20 protein-coding genes are annotated in these 19,641 nt (G+C 72.7%); 8 read left to right on the top strand and 12 right to left on the bottom strand.

The window, feature by feature from the left end; genetic code table 11:
* Together PLP61_RS06065 and PLP61_RS06060 are read left to right on the top strand one after the other, a co-directional pair.
* A partial coding sequence (locus tag PLP61_RS06065; protein WP_324501371.1) for a Pls/PosA family non-ribosomal peptide synthetase occupies positions 1 to 1,996 on the top strand: 1,996 nt, incomplete at its 5' end.
* The gene (locus PLP61_RS06060) at positions 1,993 to 3,306 is read left to right on the top strand and encodes a M1 family metallopeptidase (protein ID WP_324501369.1); all 1,314 of its coding nucleotides are present in this window, start codon (positions 1,993 to 1,995) and stop codon (positions 3,304 to 3,306) included. The genes PLP61_RS06065 and PLP61_RS06060, both read left to right, overlap by 4 nt.
* On the opposite strand, the gene PLP61_RS06055 is transcribed toward PLP61_RS06060, so the two are convergent.
* Positions 3,257 to 3,904 (bottom strand): 4'-phosphopantetheinyl transferase family protein, encoded by a 648-nt coding sequence (locus tag PLP61_RS06055; RefSeq protein WP_324501367.1) that lies wholly within the window; start codon positions 3,902 to 3,904, stop codon positions 3,257 to 3,259. The genes PLP61_RS06060 and PLP61_RS06055 overlap by 50 nt on opposite strands.
* Positions 3,905 to 3,923: 19 nt before the next feature.
* The gene (locus PLP61_RS06050) at positions 3,924 to 4,436 is read right to left on the bottom strand and encodes a VOC family protein (RefSeq protein ID WP_324501365.1); all 513 of its coding nucleotides are present in this window, start codon (positions 4,434 to 4,436) and stop codon (positions 3,924 to 3,926) included.
* Positions 4,437 to 4,546: 110 nt separating this feature from the next.
* On the opposite strand from PLP61_RS06050, the gene PLP61_RS06045 reads away from it, so the two are divergent.
* The gene (locus PLP61_RS06045; RefSeq protein ID WP_324501363.1) at positions 4,547 to 5,968 is read left to right on the top strand and encodes a glycosyltransferase; all 1,422 of its coding nucleotides are present in this window, start codon (positions 4,547 to 4,549) and stop codon (positions 5,966 to 5,968) included.
* Between the two features lie 48 nt (positions 5,969 to 6,016).
* Positions 6,017 to 8,092, top strand: coding sequence for a glycogen debranching protein GlgX (glgX, locus tag PLP61_RS06040; RefSeq protein WP_324501361.1), 2,076 nt, complete (start codon positions 6,017 to 6,019; stop codon positions 8,090 to 8,092).
* A 36-nt stretch (positions 8,093 to 8,128) separates the two neighbouring features.
* On the opposite strand, the gene PLP61_RS06035 is transcribed toward glgX, so the two are convergent.
* The 3 genes from PLP61_RS06035 to PLP61_RS06025 are packed head-to-tail and all read right to left on the bottom strand — an operon-like array spanning position 8,129 to position 12,980.
* Entirely contained in the window at positions 8,129 to 9,322 is a 1,194-nt protein-coding gene (locus tag PLP61_RS06035; RefSeq protein WP_324501359.1) for an MFS transporter, read from the bottom strand.
* Positions 9,323 to 9,339: 17 nt separating this feature from the next.
* Positions 9,340 to 11,403: a DUF8754 domain-containing protein gene (locus PLP61_RS06030; protein WP_324501357.1), complete on the bottom strand. Its 2,064-nt coding sequence runs from the start codon at positions 11,401 to 11,403 to the stop codon at positions 9,340 to 9,342.
* A gap of 35 nt (positions 11,404 to 11,438) precedes the next feature.
* Positions 11,439 to 12,980, bottom strand: coding sequence for a CYTH and CHAD domain-containing protein (locus tag PLP61_RS06025; RefSeq protein WP_324501356.1), 1,542 nt, complete (start codon positions 12,978 to 12,980; stop codon positions 11,439 to 11,441).
* Positions 12,981 to 13,060: 80 nt separating this feature from the next.
* Here PLP61_RS06025 and PLP61_RS06020 point away from each other — a divergent pair, with 80 nt between their 5' ends.
* A complete protein-coding gene (locus PLP61_RS06020; protein ID WP_324501354.1) occupies positions 13,061 to 13,297 on the top strand; it encodes an amphi-Trp domain-containing protein in 237 nt (78 codons plus the stop codon).
* A gap of 48 nt (positions 13,298 to 13,345) precedes the next feature.
* On the opposite strand, the gene PLP61_RS06015 is transcribed toward PLP61_RS06020, so the two are convergent.
* From PLP61_RS06015 to PLP61_RS05995, 5 genes are all read right to left on the bottom strand, one after another.
* The gene (locus PLP61_RS06015) at positions 13,346 to 13,666 is read right to left on the bottom strand and encodes an SHOCT domain-containing protein (RefSeq protein ID WP_324501352.1); all 321 of its coding nucleotides are present in this window, start codon (positions 13,664 to 13,666) and stop codon (positions 13,346 to 13,348) included.
* Between the two features lie 11 nt (positions 13,667 to 13,677).
* Entirely contained in the window at positions 13,678 to 14,121 is a 444-nt protein-coding gene (locus tag PLP61_RS06010) for a DUF6325 family protein (RefSeq protein ID WP_324501350.1), read from the bottom strand.
* A gap of 43 nt (positions 14,122 to 14,164) precedes the next feature.
* Positions 14,165 to 14,638: a DUF7144 family membrane protein gene (locus PLP61_RS06005; protein ID WP_324501348.1), complete on the bottom strand. Its 474-nt coding sequence runs from the start codon at positions 14,636 to 14,638 to the stop codon at positions 14,165 to 14,167.
* Positions 14,639 to 14,736: 98 nt separating this feature from the next.
* On the bottom strand, positions 14,737 to 15,177 hold the full coding sequence (locus PLP61_RS06000) for a DUF7144 family membrane protein (protein ID WP_324501346.1): 441 nt from the start codon (positions 15,175 to 15,177) through the stop codon (positions 14,737 to 14,739).
* Complete coding sequence (locus PLP61_RS05995) at positions 15,170 to 16,585, bottom strand: hypothetical protein (RefSeq protein ID WP_324501344.1); 1,416 nt, start codon at positions 16,583 to 16,585, stop codon at positions 15,170 to 15,172. Before PLP61_RS05995 ends, PLP61_RS06000 begins: the two co-directional genes overlap by 8 nt.
* A gap of 168 nt (positions 16,586 to 16,753) precedes the next feature.
* Between PLP61_RS05995 and PLP61_RS05990 the strand changes: the two genes are divergently transcribed.
* The 3 genes from PLP61_RS05990 (at position 16,754) to PLP61_RS05980 (ending at position 18,693) form a co-directional block, all read left to right on the top strand.
* Positions 16,754 to 17,161 (top strand): hypothetical protein, encoded by a 408-nt coding sequence (locus tag PLP61_RS05990; RefSeq protein WP_324501342.1) that lies wholly within the window; start codon positions 16,754 to 16,756, stop codon positions 17,159 to 17,161.
* Between the two features lie 151 nt (positions 17,162 to 17,312).
* Positions 17,313 to 18,407, top strand: coding sequence for a ScyD/ScyE family protein (locus tag PLP61_RS05985; RefSeq protein ID WP_324501340.1), 1,095 nt, complete (start codon positions 17,313 to 17,315; stop codon positions 18,405 to 18,407).
* 49 nt (positions 18,408 to 18,456) lie between these two features.
* A complete protein-coding gene (locus PLP61_RS05980) occupies positions 18,457 to 18,693 on the top strand; it encodes a DUF3099 domain-containing protein (RefSeq protein WP_324501338.1) in 237 nt (78 codons plus the stop codon).
* Between the two features lie 21 nt (positions 18,694 to 18,714).
* Here the strand turns inward: PLP61_RS05980 and PLP61_RS05975 are convergent, their stop codons facing one another.
* Positions 18,715 to 18,960: a hypothetical protein gene (locus PLP61_RS05975; RefSeq protein ID WP_324501337.1), complete on the bottom strand. Its 246-nt coding sequence runs from the start codon at positions 18,958 to 18,960 to the stop codon at positions 18,715 to 18,717.
* Positions 18,957 to 19,641, bottom strand: a 685-nt coding sequence (locus PLP61_RS05970; protein WP_324501336.1) for a 2-oxo acid dehydrogenase subunit E2, incomplete at its 5' end; no start/stop codon positions are given. The genes PLP61_RS05975 and PLP61_RS05970, both read right to left, overlap by 4 nt.

The raw sequence follows: 19,641 nt of genomic DNA, 5'->3' as shown, positions 1-19,641 counted from the left end.
GCTCCCGACCTTGTGCTGGTGGTGGGGGGCCCGCGGCTGGCTGCTGCTGGTCCCCCCGCCGGGCCGGATGCTGCTGACCGCCGCGGGCGCCCGGGTGCTGCTTGGCGGCGTCGCTCCCGGGGAGTACCCGCGCGGCGGCAAGGTGCACCTGCGGCTCTGGCTGGCCGAGCGCCTCGCCGACGAGCTGGGCGCCGCAGCGCTGGCCGGGGCGCCGTGGATGCGCGCCTACGCCCGCGCCCTGGGGGCCCGCGTGGGCCGGCACGTGGACCTGCACACCGTGCCCCCGGTCACCGGGCTGCTCGATCTCGGCTACGGCAGCTCGGTGGAGAGCGAGGTGGACCTGTCGGGGCACTGGCTGGACGGCGACGTCCTGCACCTGGGCCGGGTATCGGTCGGTCCGGGCGCCAGGATCGGCGCGCGGAGCATGCTGCTGCCCGGCGCCGTCGTGGGTGCCGACGCGGAGGTGGCCGCCGGCTCTGCGGTCTTCGGCACCGTCCCGGACGCGCAGGCCTGGTCGGGAGCACCCGCGGTGCACGTCGGGCGCGCCCGCGGGCCCTGGGAGGAACGGCCGCCCAGCCGCCCGGCGTGGACGGCGGCGTACGCCGCGATGGCCGGGCTGATCTCCCTCGTGCCCGTGCTGGCGGTCACCGCCGGTGTCCTGGTGGCGGCTCCCGCGATGACCGGGGCCGACTCGGTCGCCGGCGCGGCCGTGCTGGCCCTGGCGTACCTGCCCCTGGCGGTCCTGGTGGCGCTGGTCGTCCTCGCGCTCCTGGTCTGGCTGCTGGTCCGGCTGCTCTCCCTGGGGCTGGAGGGCGGCCACTTCCCGGTGCAGGGAGCGCGCGCGTGGCAGGCCTGGTCGGTGCTCCGGGTGCTCGACGAGGCCCGGACGTGGCTCTTCCCGCTCTACTCCAGCTCGCTCACCCCCGCGTGGCTGAGGGCCCTCGGGGCGCGCGTGGGCCGAGACGTCGAGGCGTCCACCGTGCTGCTGATCCCCGCGCTCACCACGGTCAACGACGGCGCCTTCCTGGCCGACGACACGCTGCTCGGCGGCTACGAGCTGGGGGGCGGCTGGCTGCGGGTGGAGCGGGTGAAGGTCGGCAAGCACGCCTTCGTCGGCAACTCCGGGATGACCGCCCCCGGGCGCAAGGTGCCCAAGCAGGGGCTGGTGGCCGTCCTGTCCGCCGCGCCGCGGCGCAAGCACGCCAAGAGCGGCACCTCATGGCTGGGCAGCCCGCCCACCGAGCTGCGCCGGCAGGCGGCCGCGGTCGACGAGAGCCGCACCTACCACCCGCCGACGCGGCTGAAGGCGGCGCGGGCGGCGATCGAGGTGCTCCGGCTGGTGCCGGTCGCCCTGCACGGTGCCCTGGGCCTCGGCGTGGTCGTCGTGCTGGACGTGCTGGCCCGGGAGGGCGGCTGGCTGTTCGCCGCGGTGCTGTCCGGGGTCGTGCTGATGGTCGCCGGCGCGGTCGCCGCCGGCGTCACCGCTGCGGCCAAGTGGCTCCTGGTCGGCCGGCTGCGCGTCTCCGACCATCCGCTCTGGAGCCGCTTCGTGTGGCTCAACGAGCTGGCCGACACCTTCGTCGAGGTGCTCGCCGCCCCGTGGTTCGCCGGCGCCGCCACCGGGACGCCGGTGCTGAACCTCTGGCTGCGGGCGATGGGGGCGCGCGTGGGCAAGGGGGTGTGGTGCGAGACCTACTGGCTGCCCGAGGCGGACCTGGTCGACCTCCGCGACGGGGTGACGGTCAACCAGGGCTGCGTGGTGCAGACCCACCTGTTCCACGACCGGGTGCTGAGCATGGACCGGGTCACGCTGCGCGCGGGGTCCACCCTGGGGCCGAACAGCGTGATCCTGCCCGCGGCCGTGCTGGGGCGGCACGCTAGCGTCGGCCCGGTGTCGCTGGTGATGAGAGGTGAGTCGGTGCCCGACAAGACCCGCTGGATCGGGAACCCGATCGGCCCCTGGGTGGAGGACGAGTCCGCGGAGGGCACGCCGTGAGCGGCACGGCTCCGGTCACCGACGAGTACTTCCCCGAGAACGGCGACCCCGAGTACGACGTGGGCCACTACGACCTCACCCTCGGCTACGACCCGGCCTCCAACCACCTGTCCGGGCGGGCGGTGCTGGACGCGGTCGCGCTCACCGAGCTGTCCGTGGTCCGGCTCGACCTGTCCGGCCTGCGCGTGACCAAGGTGACCGTCGACGCGAGCCGGGTCGCCAAGTACGCCCAGAAGGGCGACAAGCTCGTCGTGCGCCTGCAGGACCGGCTGTCCCCGGAGCAGCCGTTCCGGGTGACGGTCAGCTACCGGGGCCGTCCTCGGCCGGTGCCCGACGGGACCGACGCGATGGGGTGGGAGGAGCTGACGGACGGCGTGATCGTGGCGGGTCAGACCAACGGGGCACCGTCGTGGTTCCCCTGCAACGACCGGCCGGGCAGCAAGGCCAGCTACCGCTTCGAGGTCACCGTCCCCTCGGCCTACCACGCGGTCGCCAACGGCGTGCTCCGCACCCGGCGGCGCGGCGCCGGTGCCACCACCTGGGTCTACGAGCAGCAGGAGCCGATGGCGACCTACCTGGCCACGGTGCACCTGGGCCGCTACGTGGCGCGCGAGGTCGCCGCCGAGCCCGTCCCGATGACCGCCGTCCTCCCCGCCCGGCTGCTGGACAGCTACGACCGGGCGTTCGGCCGGCAGCCGGAGATGATGGAGCTGTTCATCCGCCGGTTCGGCCCCTACCCCTTCCCGGCGTACACCGTCGTGGTCACCGACGACGAGCTGGAGATCCCGCTCGAGGCGCAGGGACTGTCGGCGTTCGGGTCCAACTTCCTCACCGACGACTGGGAGTCGGTCCGGCTGGTCGCCCACGAGCTCGCGCACCAGTGGTTCGGCAACAGCCTGACCCTAGTCACCTGGCGTGACATCTGGCTCCACGAGGGCTTCGCCTGCTACTGCGAGTGGCTCTGGTCGGAGGAGTCCGGAGGACCCACCGCGCACGAGCGCGCGGTGGAGCACTGGGACCGGCTGGCCGGGCTGGACCAGGACCTGCGGCTGGGCGACCCCGGGCCGCAGGACATGTTCGACGACCGGGTCTACAAGCGGGGGGCGCTGCTGCTGCACGCGCTCCGTCTCACACTCGGCGAGGACACCTTCTTCGGGCTGCTGCGCGAGTGGACCACCCGGCACCGCCACGGCTCGGTGACCACGCAGATGTTCATCGACCTGGCCGGTGAGCTGTCGGACCAGGACCTGGAACCGCTCCTCACCAGCTGGCTGTTCCAGGAGGCGCTCCCGCCTCTGCCGCCGGGGTGAGGACCAGCTCGGGGCGTCGCTCCGCGAGCACCGCCACCGCGCCGACATGGTCGTCCGGAAGGACCAGGTCCTCCAACCACACCTGGGTGTCGGGGGGCCCGGGTGCGGTCCAGGCGAGCAGGGCAGGGGCCTGGGTGGCCTCGGTGAGCCGGACCGTGGACGGCTCCACCACCAGGCCGCGCCCGACCGCCTTCAGCAGCGCCTCCTTGCGGACCCAGGTGGTGGTCCGCTCACGCACGTCACCCGGGCGCTCCTCCGGGTGCAGGCACACCAGGTCGAAGCCGGGGAACGACGCCGCGTCGCTGCGCTCGACGTCCACCCCCACCGGGCCGGCGTCGGTGAGCGCCACCACCGTGAGGTCGGCGCTGCGGCTCAGGCTCACGTGGGGAAGCCCGGCGGTCTCCGGAGTCGAGCGGCCGCGCTGGACGAGCACCGGCCGGCCGTGACGGCTGCTGCCGCAGGAGCGGCACCGACGCACCAGGTCCAGGTCCGCGTCGTCCACGCCGAAGCTGCGCCGGGCCTGCTGCACGATGAGGTGCAGCGCCAGCGGGCGGGCGCTCCCGCGGGCCCAGGCCACGACGACCCTGCTCCGGCTCATGCGCTGCGGACCCCGGGCCTCACAGGACGTGGTGGCCGTACATCTCGCCCAGCGGGTCGGCGATCAGCTCCAGACGGGCCCCGTCGGGGTCGCGGAAGTAGACCGACACCTCGCTGTGGACCACGTGCTCCACCCCTGCGGCGGCCAGCTTCTCCACCAGGTGGGACCACCGGTCGGGGTCGACCGAGATCGCGACGTGGTGCAGCCCGCCGAGCACCTCGGCGTAGGGACCCACCTCGAGCCCCGGGAAGTCGAAGAAGGCAAGCAGGTTGCCGTGGCCGATGTCGAAGAAGAAGTGCGAGGAGCCCGGGTAGTCCCGGTTCTCGATCAGCTCGGTGAGGGGGAACTCCAGGAGCTCCTGGTAGAAGCGGATCGTCTGCTCCACGTCGCTGCTGACCAGGGCGGTGTGGTGGAGGCCGCGGGCCGAGGAGGCCGGCCGGTCGCCGGCGGGCAGCAGGTACGCCGCCCGCAGCTCCTGCCGTCGCGCCGCCAGCACGGCCGGGTCTGGTCGGTCGGGGGGGCTGGTGCTCATCGGACTCCTCGGGGGCTGGGGCCACAGGGGAGGGGCGTCCACGAGCGTCCACTCCTCGTCCTGCGTTCAGGATGGCAGACAGACGGTGACGGTCGTGGCACCATCGACGCATGCTGGCCGTACACATCGATGCGACCCCCCTGGAGCGGCTCGGAGCCCTGCTGGAGCCGGACCGGGCCGAGCGGCTGCGGAGGAACGCGGTGCGGGCACGGTCGGTGATCGGTTCCAGGACCGTCTGGAACGTCAACGCCACCGCCACCGGCGGCGGCGTCGCCGAGATGCTGCAGGCGCTGCTCGCCTACGGGCGCGGCGCCGGGATCGACACCCGGTGGCTGGTGCTCGACGGCACTCCGGAGTTCTTCGCGCTGACCAAGCGCATCCACAACCTGCTGCACGGCTCGCCCGGTGACGGTGGCCCCCTGGGTGAGGCCGAGCGCGCCCTGTACGACGCGGTGCTGGCCGAGAACCTCGAGTCCCTGCGCGAGGTGGTCCAGCCCGGCGACCTCGTGCTGCTGCACGACCCGCAGACCGCCGGCCTCGTCGAGGGGGTCCTGGCCACCGGCGCCCACGTCGCGTGGCGCTGCCACGTCGGCCGGGACGACAGCAACGAGCAGACCGACCTCGCCTGGTCCTTCCTGCAGCCCTACGTCGCGCCGGCGCACGCGCTCATCTTCTCCCGCAAGACCTACGCCCCGTCCTGGGTGGACCCCGAGCTCCTGTGGCTGATCCCGCCGTCCCTGGACCCCTTCACCGCCAAGAACGCCGAGCTGCCCACGGCCGACGTCCAGGCCACCTTGCGGCACGCGGGCCTGGTCGGGTTCCCCGAGGACCACGGCAGCCTGGCGTTCCTGCGCCGCGACGGCGAGCCCGGCGTGGTGCGCCGGCACGAGGGACTGATCGCAGGCGGGCAGGAGGTCCCGCACGACGCCCGGGTGGTGCTGCAGGTGAGCCGCTGGGACCGCCTGAAGGACATGCAGGGGGTGCTGACCGGGTTCGTCGAGCACGTGGACCGGCTGCCGGACGACGCGCACCTGATGCTGGTGGGCCCGGACGTCTCGGGGGTGGGTGACGACCCCGAGGGCGCCGAGGTGCTGGCCGAGTGCCTCGCCGTCTGGGAGCGGCTGCCGGTGGCCACCCGGCGGCGGGTGCACCTGTGCAGCCTGCCGATGGACGACATCGACGAGAACGCCCACCTGGTCAACGCTCTGCAGCGGCACGCGACCGTCGTGGTGCAGAAGAGCCTCGTCGAGGGGTTCGGCCTGACCGTGACCGAGCCCATGTGGAAGGCGCGCCCGGTCCTGGCCTCGCGCATCGGCGGGATCCAGGACCAGATCGAGGACGGCGAGAGCGGGCTTCTCCTGGCCGACCCGAGCGACCTCGACGCGTTCGCGGGACTTCTCGGCACACTGCTGACGGACCCGGAGATGTCCGTCCGGCTCGGGACCGCCGCCCGCTCCCGGGTGAAGGACCGCTACCTGGGCGATCGCCACCTGATCCAGTACGTCGACCTGTTCGAGGCCCTGACCTCCTGACCCGGGAGCCGCCGACGGCGGGTCGCGGGGCAGGGCCACAATGAGGACATGAACACCGTGCACGCACCCTCGGCGGGTCGGCCGCACCCGCTCGGCGCGCGGTTCCAGGGCGACGGCACGAACTTCTCGGTGTGGTCGCGCACCGCCGCCCAGCTGGACCTGCTGCTGTTCGACGACGTCGACGACTCCCGGCCCGCTCGCCGGATCGCGTTGCACCCGCAGCGCAACCGGAGCTCGTCGTTCTGGCACGTGTTCGTGCCGGGCGTGGGTCCTGGCCAGGTGTACGCCTGGCGCGCGCACGGCGCCTTCGAGCCCTCCGCGGGTCTGCGGCACGACGTGTCCGCAGTGCTGCTGGACCCCTACGGGGTCGCGGTGGCGGTGCCGGCGGCGTACGACCGCGAGGCCGGCACCCGACCGGGCCGCGACCCGCGTACCGCCATGAAGAGTGTGGTGGCGGACCTGTCGGCCTTCGACTGGCAGGGCGACACCCCGCTCGGCCGGCCGTTCGCGCGCACCGTCATCTACGAGCTGCACGTGCGCGGGTTCACCGCGCACCCCAGCAGCGGGCTGGACCCCGGGCTCGCCGGCACCTACGCCGGGCTGACGGCGAAGATCCCCTACCTGCGCGAGCTGGGGATCACCGCGGTCGAGCTGATGCCCGTGCAGGCCTTCGACGCGCAGGACGCACCGGAGGGGCTGGTCAACTACTGGGGCTACAGCCCGGTGTCCTTCTTCGCCCCCCACGCGGCGTACGCCTCCACCCGCGACCCGCTGGGTGCTCTGGACGAGTTCCGCACCATGGTGCGCGAGCTGCACCGGGCGGGGATCGAGGTCATTCTCGACGTGGTCTTCAACCACACCGCCGAGGGGGGCGCGGACGGGCCGACGTTCTGCTGGCGGGGCCTGGACAACCGCGCCTACTACCTGCTGGACCCGGTGGACCAGGCGTCCTACCGCAACTACACCGGCTGCGGGAACACGCTCAACGCCAACCACTCCGTCGCGCGCCGGATGACGGTGGACGCCCTGCACCACTGGGTGGAGCACATGCACGTGGACGGGTTCCGCTTCGACCTGGCCTCGATCATGTCGCGTGACGCCGACGGCACCCCGCTGGTCAACCCCCCGGTCGTCTACGACATCGAGGGCGATCCGGTGCTGGCCGGCACCAAGCTGATCGCGGAGGCTTGGGACGCCGCCGGCCTCTACCAGCTGGGCTCGTTCGTGGGGAGCCGGTGGCGCGAGTGGAACGGCAAGTTCCGCGACGACGTGCGCCGGTTCGTGAAGGGGGACCACGACACCGTGGGTCTGCTGCCGAACCGGCTGCTGGCCAGCCCGGACCTGTTCGGGGCCCGGCCCGCCGAGATCGAGCACAGCATCAACTTCGTCGCCTGCCACGACGGGTTCACGCTCAACGACCTGGTCAGCTACTCCCACAAGCACAACGAGGCCAACCTGCTCGACAACAGGGACGGCGCCGACGACGACCACTCCACCAACCACGGGGTCGAGGGCCCGACCGACGACCCGGACATCGAGCGGCTGCGCCACCGGCAGGTCAAGAACCTGCTGGCGATCACGATGATCGCGATGGGTGTGCCGATGATCGCCATGGGCGACGAGGCCCGGCGTACCCAGCAGGGCAACAACAACGCCTTCTGCCAGGACAACGAGATCAGCTGGTTCGACTGGACCCTGGCCGACAAGCACGCGGACCTCCGGCGCTTCGTCCGGGGCCTGATCGACCTGCGGCTGAGCCTGGACATGACCCGGGTCGAGCACGGCCTGCCGCTGCGGGAGTTCCTGGCGCAGTCGCTGGTGGAGTTCCACGGGGTCCGGCTGTACCGGCCGGACTGGTCCGCCGACTCCCACACCCTGGCGCTCACCGTGCGCAGCGTGATCGGCACGCGGATGGTGCATGCGATCCTCAACGCCTACGACCGCGACCTGGACTTCGACCTGCCCCCGGTCGCGGACGAGTCGCTGCCCTGGCGGCGTCTGGTGGACACCGCCCTCGACCCGCCCGGCGACGTCGCGGGACTCGGGGGCGGACCGGCCGTGACCACCGACTCCTACCGAGCCTCGGCACACTCGATGGTGTTCCTGGCGGCGGACCTGGGCTAGGGCGCGACACCTGCTCGGGGTGACCCCTGAGCCGGGTCAGCCCGCCCGGCGCAGCCGCACCACGACCAGGGCGACCGACGCGGCCAGCCCGGCGCTTCCGGCGAGGAGCAGTGGCACGACGCCCTCGCCGGGGCCGACGTTCCACAGCAGGCCGGCCCACAGGCCCGCGACCAGCACCGCACCGCTGGTGAGCCCCTGGAACACCCCCTGCGCCCGGCCGCGGTGCTCCACAGGCACCAGCGAGGACACCCAGGCCTTGCCCACCCCGTCGGTGAACGCCGGGAACAGTCCGTAGGCGGCCAGCAGCACGAAGACCGCCGGACCGCCGTCGGCGAGACCCAGCCCCAGGTAGCCGGTGGCGAACGCGACCAGGCCGACGGCGTACACGTAGGGACGCGGCCACCGGTCGGTGAGCGCGCCCGCAGGGTAGGCGCCCAGCGTGTAGACCGTGTTGAACAGCACGTAGCCGAGCACCACCTCCGTGGTGGAGAAGCCCAGGTCGGAGACCCGGAGCAGGAGCAGCGTGTCGGAGAAGTTGACCAGCGAGATCACCACCAGCACTCCGGCGACCAGCCAGAACCTCCGCGGCAGCGGGGACCGGGCGAGTACGCCGGGGCTCGTGGAGGCGGGGAGCCGCGGGACCGGCCGAGCGGCCGGCCGGTCCCGCACCAGCAGGACCAGGAGCGCCGAGATGCTGGCGGGGACGACGGCCCACCACAGCGCGGCCCGCAGGTCCCCGCCCATCGCCGTGAGCGCCCACAGCCCCAGCAGGGGGCCGATGACCGCGCCCAGCGAGTCGCCCGCGCGGTGGAAGCCAAAGGCCCGTCCCAGGGTCTCCGGCGGGACCGAGGTGGAGATCAGCGCGTCCCTGGGCGCCGAGCGGACTCCCTTGCCGAGCCGGTCGACCACCCGGCCGACGAGCACCAGCGGCCAGGACGCGGCGGCCGCGACCAGCACCTTGCCGACCGCCGCCATGGAGTAGCCGGTGCCGATGAAGACCTTGCGCCCCCTCCGGTCCGACCACCGGCCGGTCAGGTAGCGCGCCAGGCCGGCGGAGGCGTCTGCGGTCCCCTCGATCACGCCGAGGACCACCGGTGGTGCCGCCAGCACCCCGGTGACCAGGAGCGGCAGCAGCGGGTAGAGGAGCTCGCTGGCGGCGTCCTGGAACAGCGAGACCGCGGTCAGGACCACCAGGTTGCGGGTGAGCCACGTCCTCCGGCCAGCGGTCACTCAGCCCACCCTCGGCCCTACGGGGTGGCGGCCAGGTCCTGGCCCCGGGCCTCGAGCGCGACCTCGCGGATCCGAGCCAGGTCGTCGGCGGAGAACACGCCGTTGACGCCGGAGATGGTGGCCAGCTTCATGCCGTGCTTGAGCCCGAGCTTGTAGATCTCCTTGACCTTCTCCCACTCGATGTTGCGGCCGACGGTGAAGGTCTCGTAGCGCCCCTCGAGGGCGAGCACGACGGTCTCGGCCATGCACGCGTAGACGACGCCGGGCGGCAGGCCGATGTCCTTCATCCTCACCTCGCCGGGCAGCTCGATCTCGCCGGACTCGATCACCAGTACGTCGGGACGCTTGGCGACGTCCTCGGCGGACAGGTCCAACGGCCGGGCCACGTCGGTGATCACGCAGCCGGGCTTGACCTGCGTGATGTCCAGGACCCGCTTGCCTGCCCCGGAGGTGGCGGTCACGATCAGGTCCATGTCACCGAGGTGACCGTCGGGGGTGGCGGCGACGTGCACCTCGGCACGCGGGTCCCCCCGCTCGATGTCATGCTTGAGCGCCAGCAGCTTCGCGGTCTCGGGGGAGACCAGCCAGAGCTCGTCGCTGGACAGGGCCAGCAGCCGGGCGCACACCGAGCCGATGGCTCCCGTGGCGCCGACCACCATCGTCTTCCCGCGCAGCCTGCCCTGGTCGTCGATCTCTGCCAGGCCGAGCTGCAGCATCGCCTCGTGCGCGGCCCACAGCGCACCGGAGGCGCTGTAGCTGTTGCCCGTCGTGATCGGCAGCGGGGCCTTCTTGGCCACCGTCACCCCGGCGTCCCCGACGACCTTGGTGAACGCGCCCAGCCCCATCACCTGCGCGCCCAGCTTGCGGGCGGTCTCTGCCGCCATCAGCAGCCGGGCGTAGGTGAACTCCGGGCTGTGCGCCATCAGCTCCTTGGGGGTGCCTCCGACGCTGATCAGCCAGCCCTCGGCCTCCGCGCCGGTGGGGGACTTGATGCCCGTCACGTGGCTGTAGACGAACGGCGGCGCGTAGGCCAGCGCCTTCTCGACCGCGTCCATCACCAGCGGGGGAGTCACCCGCGAGATGGTGCCCAGCGGCTCGACGTTGCTGAAGAACTTCTGTGACAGGGGGTGGATGACGAAGGCGAACCTGCTCTTGCGCTTCTGGCCGTTCGGGTAGAGGACGCGCGGCTCGAGCCCGGCGTCGATGATCATGTCGAGCAGGTCGTCGTTGGTGAGCCGGCCGGCCCCCGCGACCGTGGCCAGCATCAGCGCCTCGAGCACGGCTGCCGACACCGTCACCGGGAACGGCTGCGGCGTGGTGTCGAGCACCATGTCGACGCCGCGGGCCGCGAGGTCCTCGAGCCGCTCGTCGGAGATGGCCGAGGAGACGAGCGTCTTGCCGGCCAGGTCCTCCAGCCCGAACCCGATCAGCTCGTCGTAGGTGGCGACCACCACGTCACAGTCGCGGGCCGCCCTGCGCGCCAGCGCGTTGCTCAGCCGCTGCCCCGGCGCGTTGACCTTGGACTTCACCTGTCGCGGCAGCTTGTGGATGGGCCACATCCCGGCGTGCGCGGCCATCCCGAGCACCGGCTTGGAGTCCACCTTGGCCGGCAGGTCGAGCCGCAGCAGCGGGTCGGCGAACTCGAGGTTCTGGGTGTACTCGCGCAGGATGCGGGTGGTGCGGTCGTGGTTCACCCCGCCCAGGACGACGGTGCGCGCGTTGTTGAAGAACCCGGGCATCTCGGTCTGCACGTGCCGGATGGCCCACTCCTGGAGCACGTCGAGCAGGGCGTGGCCGTCGGTCACCGGGACCGCCGTGGTCGCCTGCATCACTCGCTCGACCGCCGCCAGCTCGCCGTCGTACAGTCCCGCGGCCCGCGCCTCGCGGATGCCGGTCACCGCGATGGCGGCGGCCTCCTCGGCCCACTGCTCGACGAACGCCTCGGCGGTCTCCACGTCCCCGTTGGTGCCTACCCGGACGATCCGGAAGGGGCGGTGCAGGAAGGTCACCCGCTCGTCGTAGTCCCGGTCGGCGCCGGCCAGGCTGACGTTCACGACGAGGGTGGGCTTGGTCTTGGTCATCGTCGCTCCTCCTGGGTCAGCCGGCACCCACGACTCTAGTCCTTCCCGCCCCGCAGCCACCTGCCCCGGTGGCCGGCCGGGAGGGCGTCGAGCACGTCTTGGTACCCAGGGGCGAGCTCCTCGGCGTACTGGTGCTCCTGGCGCCGCAGACGCTTGAAGAGCCCGCGCGTTCCTGTGCCCCGCAGCGCCGCGCGACGCAGGTCCTGGAGGGTGTCGGCGGTGACGATCGCGTCCTGGTGCTCGCCGAGGAGGTCCTGGAGCTCGGTGCAGGCACGGACCAGCTCCTCGGCCGGACCCCCGAGGACCGGCACCGCCGACTCGGCGGCGTAGCGCAGCCGCTTGGCGGCCTTACGCACGTCGTGGAGAGCTGCGGCGCGTTCCTGCCGTCCTGCTCCGGCCGCGACCTTGGTACGCCGGCGCAGCCGTTTCCAGTCGCGACGGAGCAGCCGGACCGCCTCGTCGCGCGCCCGCCGCTCGCCGCGGTCGGTGAGCGGAGGCGCGGCCAGGAACTCCTCCAGCGCGTCCAGCAGCCGGAAGTACCGCGGACCGCTGAGCTCCGCCCGCGCCGTGATCGCGGCGAGCTCGTGGCGTGCGTCCATGGTGGTCTCCACCTGCGCGGCGGCCGCGGCCCGGACCGCGTCGTCAGGCTGCTCCTCCAGCAGCCGCTCGATCCTGCCCCGGATCACCTCGGTGTCGCGAGCGGCACCGAGCTCGGACCCCAGCCACCGGAGCTCACCGCGCAGCCACGCACCTGCCCCCTCCGCCAGCAGCGGCTCGTAGGTCGCCAGCGCCGAGCGGGCCCGGCGGGCGGCGACCCGCATCTTGTGCACCGCGTCGGGCGCGTCCACCCGCACCAGGGGGTCCATCCGCACCAGCTGGTGCGCCTGCTGGCCGAGGTAGGCCAGGAGCAGACGGCTGGCCGGCCCCTCGGGCGAGGGTGGCCCCTCGTCGTCGTCGGCCGGGCGCCCCGGGGCCTGGAGACCCAGCGCGCGGGCGAGCTTGGAGGGACCGGCGGCCGGCACGGCACCCGCGTCGAGCAGCCGCTGACCGGTCTCCTCCAGCAGGTCCCCGGATCCCCCGACCAGCTCCACCTCCCACTCGCGCCACGACTGGGGGGTGCCGTCCTCGAGGAGCCTGCTGGCCACGACGTGGTCGTCGCAGACCTCGGCCACCACCGCGCCGGCGGCGTCGAGGAGCCGGTGCACGAGGCGCTCGTTCTCCAGCCGCACCACGGCCACCACCGGCCGGTCCCTCACGTGCACCAGGACCCGCTCGAGCAGTGCCGCGGGGACCTCCTCGCTCTCGTCGGTCAGCGGCAGCCGGACCTCCTCGCGGCGGTCGCCGGAGACCGGAAGCTTCAGGTGCCAGCCGGCGTCGTCCCCGCCGGTCCGTCGCCGCAGGGTGATGCTGGCCCGGGCCAGGGCCAGGTCCGCGGTGTCGTGGTAGACGGCCACCAGTCGCTGGGCCACCGGCTCCGCGGTGGCGCTCACCCCGGGCAGGCCGACCAGGTCGGGGAGGGGGAGGTCGTCGGCCGCGTCGTACTTGCGTTCGATCTCGGTGAAGGTGGGCGCGGCCATGGAAGGATCATCCCTGTGCCGCGGTGTCGGCGGCGAACCGGGGTGAGCGCCCCGGCCGGACCGGAACGAAGGAGCGCGTGATGGCGGACGTGTCGTACGAACGGAAGAAGAACCTGTCCCGGGAGGAGGCGGCGGTGTGGCTGACCGCGCTCGCCAAGGGCTTCGCCGGGGACGGCACGGTGGACCTGCCGGTGGGCGGTGGAGGGACCATGAGCCTCACGCTTCCCGAGCAGGTGCGGGCCGAGTTCGAGGTCGAGGTGGACGGCGACCAGGTCGAGATCGAGATCGAGTTCTCCTGGTCCACCTCGGGGGAGTAGCAGCGGCCGGTCCCGGACGCAGCAGGCGTCCGGGACCGGAGCCGGTCCTCAGGAGCCGAGGATCTTCGCCTTCTGGGCAGCGAACTCCTCCTCGGTGAGGATGCCCTGCTCCTTCAGCTCCGCCAGACCCTTGAGCTGGGCGACCACGTCGACCTCGGGAGCCGCGGCCGCAGGGGCGGGCGCGGGTTCCGCGTAGGCCTGGGGCGGCGGCGCCGCCTGCTGCTGGTAGGCGGCCTCGCGGTCGGCGTAGATCTGCGCGTCGCGCTCGGCGTACTTCTCGGCCTGGCGGCGCTGGACGCGGCCGCTCACGGCGGTGGCCGTTCCGGCGACGACGGCGGTGCGGGCGACCCCGCGGATGAGTCCGGGCATGGTGGTTCTCCTCAGTTGGTGGTGGCGTCGAGCGCGTCGAGGGCTGCCATCACGTCGGTGGCAGGGATCCGTGCGCTCGCGATGACCTCGCCGCCGCTGTTGCGCGCCGCCGCGACGAAGGGGATGGCCCAGCTGTTCTCGTAGACGATCAGGGCGGCGGTGGTGCCCTCGCGCATCGCCTCAGCCGCCTCACGCACGTCCTCGTCACCGATCAGCCCGGACGAGGCGGCGGCGAAGTAGGAGAACCCGCCGGCCAGCTCGGGGTCGGAGAGCTCGACGGTCTCGACGGCGCCCCCCTCGTGCTTGCGGACGACCAGCAGGTCGTAGAGGCGCACGATCCCGCGCTCGACCAGGTCGAGCAGTGCCGGGCCCGCCTCGCCGGTGAGGTTCTCGTTCTCGAACTCGATCAGCAGGAAGTCGATCGGCCCGTGGACGTCGGGGGTTGCTGCGGTCATGTGGTTCTCCTGGGGTGTTGGCTGGTCGGACTGGGCTCGGTGGTCAGCTCTCGGCGATGTCTCGCCCGTGCACGGTGGCCGCCCAGATGACGAAGACCCCGAAGGTGATCACGGTGAGGCTCCACCAGGGGTAGTACGGCAGCCACAGGAAGTTGGTGACGATGCTCAGGGAGGCGAGGAGGACGGCCACGGTCCGGGCCCAGACAGCCCCCCGGAACAGGGCGACGCCGGCGAGGACGATGACGATGCCCAGGAGCAGGTGGATCCAGCCCCAGGTGGTGGCGTCGAACTTGAAGAGCCACTTCTCGGTCTTGACGAAGAACTCGTCGTTGGCGATCGCGACCAGGCCCTCCAACGCCTGGAGCACCCCGCCGACCATCATCAGCACCGCAGCGAACACCAGCACGCCGACGGCACCTGCGCTGTAGCCCCGCTGTCCGGTCTGCGGGCTCGACCCCTGGTGCGACATCTCCACTCCCTCCGACTCGCGGGCACCCGTGCGGCCCGCAGCACTCATGTGCGTTCCGGTTCCTTTCTACGGCCGCCGCTCGTGACGGCGCCTCATCCGGACGGGATGAGCCGCACCCTATCCGCACCCCGAGCCGGGGTCCCGGGTCAGCCGCCCGCGCGGATCTCCGACCCGTGGCGCACCAGCGCGACCACGACCACGACGTCCAGCGCGATCACGCACAGCGCCCCCACCGGGTGCGTGGCCAGGAACGACAGGCTGGCCAGCGCGCTCAGGACGGCCACCACGACGCCGACCGCGCGCGCCCACCTCCTGCCGGCGAACACGAAGAACCCTGCCAGCAGCGTGACCAGGCCGGTGACCACGTGCACCCACCCCCAGGCGGTGTCGCTGACGCCGTCGAGCAGCGAGCTGTCACGCAGCCAGAACCGGTCCCCGGCCACCAGCGCCCCGATCCCCTGGACCAGGTGGAACGTCCCCAGCAGGGCCAGCAGCACGCCGGCCAGCGCCACCCAGACCACCCAGCCCGAGGTGCCCGAGGCACCCGGCTCCGGGGTGGTACGCCGGCGGCCGGGCTGGTCAGTCACCGTGGCCGTCCTGCGTGCCGAGCCGCTCGGTGGGCTCGCTGTCGGCCGTCGTGCCCGCCGAGACCGGAAGCGGCACCGTGTCCTCGGCGGCCGGGGCGGGGGAGGCCGGCGCGGGCGGGCGGCCGAGGAACTCGATGACGCCGAGCACGAGCACGGCGAGCAGGGCGACGCCGAGGACGGTCCACAGGGTCGGCCGGTCCCAGAACATCAGCCACACGCCTGCCGCGATGAGCGTGCTCACCCGCAGGCCGATCCGGTGCCGGTAGACCCACTGGCCGAAGCGGCCGGTCTGGAACCCGGCGGCCTCCGCACTGCCGCGCATGGAGCCGATGCCCTGCTGCAGCGAGGTGCGGGTCCGGACGGCGGAGCTCGACGGCCCGGCGAGGTACGCGCCGAGGGCGAGGACGAGGCCGAGGACGGCGGTGGCTCGCAGCCCGGTGCGCAGGAACCGGATGAGGTCGTCGTACACACGGCCGGCGGCGTCCGGCGTCAGGACCCCGGCCGGCGTGCTCTGCACGTACCACAGCCGGACCATGGTCAGCGTGGCGCCGAGCAGGACCAGCGCGGCGGTGATCCCCAGGGCGCCACGGAGCAGGGCGCGCCGTCGGTCGTGGGCCAGGGCGACGCCGACCACGAGGAGGCCCAGAACGATGAAGGGCAGCCAGGCGCCCATCGCGTTGAGCACCCGGTAGAGGCGCTGGACCTTGGAGATGCCTTCGTTCTGGACGAGCACGAAGGACTTGTCGACGGCGGGCACGTTCGAGGCCAGGGTGAAGCCGCGGTCGACCAGGCGCTGCTTGACCTCCTCGATGATCGGCGCAAGGTTGAGCGTGACGGTGTCGTTCTGCGCGCTCACGGCCCCGCCCTGGTTGCCCTCCAGCAGCGCCACGACCTGCTCGTGGGCGATCCGGTTGACCTCGGCCCAGACCACGTCGAAGTCGTCGCTGGCCAGGAAGCTCTCGACCTGGTCCTGGGTGAAGCTCTCGATGCCGTTGGTGAGGGGTACGGCGAGCGCGGGCAGCGCCGCGGCGATCCGTGGCGGCATGTTGGGCTGGTCGGCCAGCGTCTGGAGCGCCTCGGAGGTCAGCCCGCTCACGTCCAGGCTGTCCATCACGGCCGTGGTGACCTGGTCCGCGATCGCTGCCTGGACGTCGGGGTCGTCGGCGATCGGGGCCACGGTCCTGACGTAGGCGTCGGTGTCGGAGATCTGCGTACTGGCCCAGACGGAGGTGACCGAGAGCGGCGCCAGCACACACGCCAGCGTGAGCGCCACCGCGGAGGTGACCGACCTCCACACCGACCTCGTCCGGTGCTTCTCCTCGCTCCTGGCAGCCTCGTCGGCCGCGAGCTGCGCCTCCAGCTCGGCCACCCGGGCCTGGAGCCGGGTCACATCGTCAGCATTGTTCATGTCGGGTCCGTTCCTGCGCAGGGGTCCGTCGGGACCACGCTCTCACCAACCGGAGGCGGCTGGCGTCATCCGGCCGGGATGACTCGGCGGCCGAGCAGAACCGGTCGAGAGGGTGAATCACTCCGTCCGGACGATGTGGCGGCCGGCCACGTCACCCACGATGGCCGCATGCATGGAACCCGACAGCACCTGGCCGCGCTCGCTCTTCTGGTCGGCTCGGCGTGGGGGCTCTCCGCCTGCGGCGAGGACGCCTCGCCGGTGTGTGAGGACGCCGACCAGCTGCGCTCCTCGCTCGCCGGGCTGCAGGACATCAAGATCCAGCAGGGGATGGCGGACCAGCTCCAGACCCAGCTGCAGCAGGTGCAGACCGACCTCGACCAGCTCGCCGGGGACGCCTCCAACGAGCTCTCCGACGAGGTGACGGCGGTCAAGGAGGCCGCGAGCACCCTGCGCGGGAGTGTCGGCGCCGCTGTGGACAGCCCCTCGGCTGCGGCGCTGGGCCAGGTCTCCACCGACCTCTCCGGGCTCGTCACCGCCATCGGCGACCTGAGCGACGCGCTCGCCGGCACCTGCTGAACCGCCTGAGCCGGGCTGTTGACGTCCCGGTGTGATCCGGACCACACTCGTCGGAGCAGACCGGAGGGTGCGTGACGCTCGGGAGTCGGCCTGCACCCTCGCCATCACGACAACGGTGCTCGTCTCCGCGAGCGCCACATGGGGAGTCGTCATGCGATACCAACTGCTTGCCGCTGTCACGTGCGCCGCCGCCGCGGCAGCTCTCGTCGCCCAGGGCCCGGCCTCCGCGCACCGGGGGAGCCCGGAGCCCGAGGTCGTCTCGTCGGACTTCGCCGCACCTTTCAACCTGGAGGTCACCCGCGACCGGGTCCTGGTCGCGGACGGATTCATCGGCGCCGTCTTCAGCATCGACCGGCACGGAGGGGTCTCCCCGCTGGTGCCGGACGTCATCGGCGCCGCCGGCGTGGCGACCGCGCGGGGCGGCAAGCTCCTCGCCTACACGTCCTCGGTCGGGGACGAGACCGGCTTCACCTCGACCGAGCTGCACATCGTGGGCAAGCACGGCTTCCACGCCGTGGGGGACACGCTGGCGCACGAGAACGCGGAGAACCCGGACCAGCACATCCACTACGGGCTCACCGATCCCACCGAGTGCCAGACCCAGACGCTGGAGTCGATCGGCTTCCCGGTCGACTACTACGGGGCGCTCGACTCGCACCCGTACTCCGTGGCGGCCTTCCACGGCAAGTGGGTGGTCGCTGACGCCGGTGCGAACGCCCTGCTGCTCGTGGACAACAAGGGGAACGTGCGCACGTTGGCGGTGCTGCCGGCGCAGCCGGCCCCGATCACCCAGGAGGCGGCCGACATGTTCGGTCTCGACCAGTGCGTGGTCGGCGCGGAGTACGCGTTCGAGTCGGTCCCCACGGACGTGGAGGTCGGCAAGGACGGCTTCCTCTACGTGACGACCCTGCCCGGCGGTCCGGAGGACCCCTCGCTCGGTGCTCGCGGATCGGTCTACAAGGTCGACCCGTGGACCGGCAAGAGCCGGCGGATCGCCACCGGCTTCTCCGGTGCCACCAACCTGGCCCTGGACGGGGACGGCCACATCTTCGTGACCGAGCTGTTCGCCGGACGCGTGTCGATCGTCAAGCACGGGCACCCCGCGCCCTTCGTGGACCTGCCGGGTGCGGTGTCCGTCGAGAGCGCCCGCCACGGTGGCCTGTGGGCGGGCACCGTCGACCTGAGCGGGGCCGGCCCGGGGACCGTGGTGCGCATCGCCGCCGGGAAGCACTGGCACCACCGCTGACAGCGTCGCTTCCGACCTGGCCCGGCACGGGCCGGGCTAGGTTGGAGGCGTGCACCGTCACGAGCAGCCGCAGCCGGTGACCCAGGTCCCGTGGCCGCTCAGCGAGCAGCAGCGGCGCCGGCGCCGGTGGTACCTGGTGATCATGGGGCTGTGCTTCGCGCTCATCGTGCCGGCCTGGACCGTGGTGAGGCTGTGGTCCACACCGGTGGCGGTGGCGATGTCGCTGGTCGCCGCGGTGCTGCCGCCGGTGGCGGCGATCGTCGCGAACCGGGGCACCCGGGGGTAGGGGAGACGAGGCGGCCAGGGCTCAGCCGGCGGTGAGGAACGCGATGCTGCTGGCCATGGTGGCCAGCCGGGGGTAGTCGTCCTCGGCGATGGGCACCCCGGTGCGACTGCTCAGCGCCTCGACGAAGGACAGGAAGTCCAGCGAGTCGAGCTCGAACTCGGTGCGCAGCACCGCGTCGTCGCCGGCCTCCGCGAAGTCCGCGTCGGGGACGATCAGGGCGACGGCGTACTCGACCGCGGCCCGGGCCTCGGTGGCGGTGGGTCTCATAGCTCCTCCGGACGCTGTAGTCGTTCGTCGATGGTGGCCAGGAATCGGGCGCCGGTGAACCCGTCGGTGGCGCGGTGGTCGGCGGACAGGGTGAGCGTGGTGAGCGGACGGGCGCCCAGCAGGCCGTCGACCGCCCACGGCCGCTCCGCCACTCGCCCGAAGCCGACCAGCGCGACCTGCGGCGGGTAGATCACCCCGAAGACCGCCTCCACCCCCTGCTCGCCGAGGTTGGTCACCGTCAGCGTCGGATCGGTGAGCTCGGTGCCGCGCAGCCGGCCCTGGCGGCCGCGCACCACCAGGTCCCGCATCCCGGCCATCACCTGCTCGACGGTGAGGGTGTCCGCGTCGTGCAGCGCGGGCGTGACCAGCCCTCCACCGCGCAGCGACACGGCGACGCCGAGGTGGACGCCGGTCCCAGGCACGAACGCCTCGTCGAGCCAGAACCCGTTGAGCTGGGGGTGGGCCCGGGCCGCGAGGGCGGTGGCCTTCAGCAGCAGCGCGGCCGGGACGATCCGTTCGGCCAGCGGCAGCTCCCGGTTGCGCTCTCGCATCCAGCGCAGCGCACTGGTCAGGTCGACGGTGGTCTGCAGGTAGTAGTGCGGGATCTCGCGCTTGGAGCGCGCCATCAGCCGGGCGATGGCCTCGCGCATGGCGGCCTGGCGCTGGGCGGCGGGCGCGGGC

It is taken from the genome of Nocardioides sp., from assembly GCF_035429765.1.
Classification (GTDB): domain Bacteria; phylum Actinomycetota; class Actinomycetes; order Propionibacteriales; family Nocardioidaceae; genus Nocardioides.
The sequence above is the reverse complement of the archived record's forward strand: the minus strand, read 5'-3'. Positions and strand labels throughout refer to the sequence as shown.

Excerpts from the sequence above, each read along its gene's own strand:
- PLP61_RS06055 (WP_324501367.1), bottom strand. The coding sequence starts at position 3,904 with ATGAGCCGGAGCAGGGTCGTCGTGGCCTGGGCCCGCGGGAGCGCCCGC.
- PLP61_RS06050 (WP_324501365.1), bottom strand. The coding sequence starts at position 4,436 with ATGAGCACCAGCCCCCCCGACCGACCAGACCCGGCCGTGCTGGCGGCG.
- PLP61_RS06045 (WP_324501363.1), top strand. The coding sequence starts at position 4,547 with ATGCTGGCCGTACACATCGATGCGACCCCCCTGGAGCGGCTCGGAGCC.
- glgX (WP_324501361.1), top strand. The coding sequence starts at position 6,017 with ATGAACACCGTGCACGCACCCTCGGCGGGTCGGCCGCACCCGCTCGGC.
- PLP61_RS06030 (WP_324501357.1), bottom strand. The coding sequence starts at position 11,403 with ATGACCAAGACCAAGCCCACCCTCGTCGTGAACGTCAGCCTGGCCGGC.
- PLP61_RS06025 (WP_324501356.1), bottom strand. The coding sequence starts at position 12,980 with ATGGCCGCGCCCACCTTCACCGAGATCGAACGCAAGTACGACGCGGCC.
- PLP61_RS06020 (WP_324501354.1), top strand. The coding sequence starts at position 13,061 with ATGGCGGACGTGTCGTACGAACGGAAGAAGAACCTGTCCCGGGAGGAG.
- PLP61_RS06015 (WP_324501352.1), bottom strand. The coding sequence starts at position 13,666 with ATGCCCGGACTCATCCGCGGGGTCGCCCGCACCGCCGTCGTCGCCGGA.
- PLP61_RS06010 (WP_324501350.1), bottom strand. The coding sequence starts at position 14,121 with ATGACCGCAGCAACCCCCGACGTCCACGGGCCGATCGACTTCCTGCTG.
- PLP61_RS06005 (WP_324501348.1), bottom strand. The coding sequence starts at position 14,638 with ATGAGTGCTGCGGGCCGCACGGGTGCCCGCGAGTCGGAGGGAGTGGAG.
- PLP61_RS05995 (WP_324501344.1), bottom strand. The coding sequence starts at position 16,585 with ATGAACAATGCTGACGATGTGACCCGGCTCCAGGCCCGGGTGGCCGAG.
- PLP61_RS05990 (WP_324501342.1), top strand. The coding sequence starts at position 16,754 with ATGCATGGAACCCGACAGCACCTGGCCGCGCTCGCTCTTCTGGTCGGC.
- PLP61_RS05985 (WP_324501340.1), top strand. The coding sequence starts at position 17,313 with ATGCGATACCAACTGCTTGCCGCTGTCACGTGCGCCGCCGCCGCGGCA.
- PLP61_RS05975 (WP_324501337.1), bottom strand. The coding sequence starts at position 18,960 with ATGAGACCCACCGCCACCGAGGCCCGGGCCGCGGTCGAGTACGCCGTC.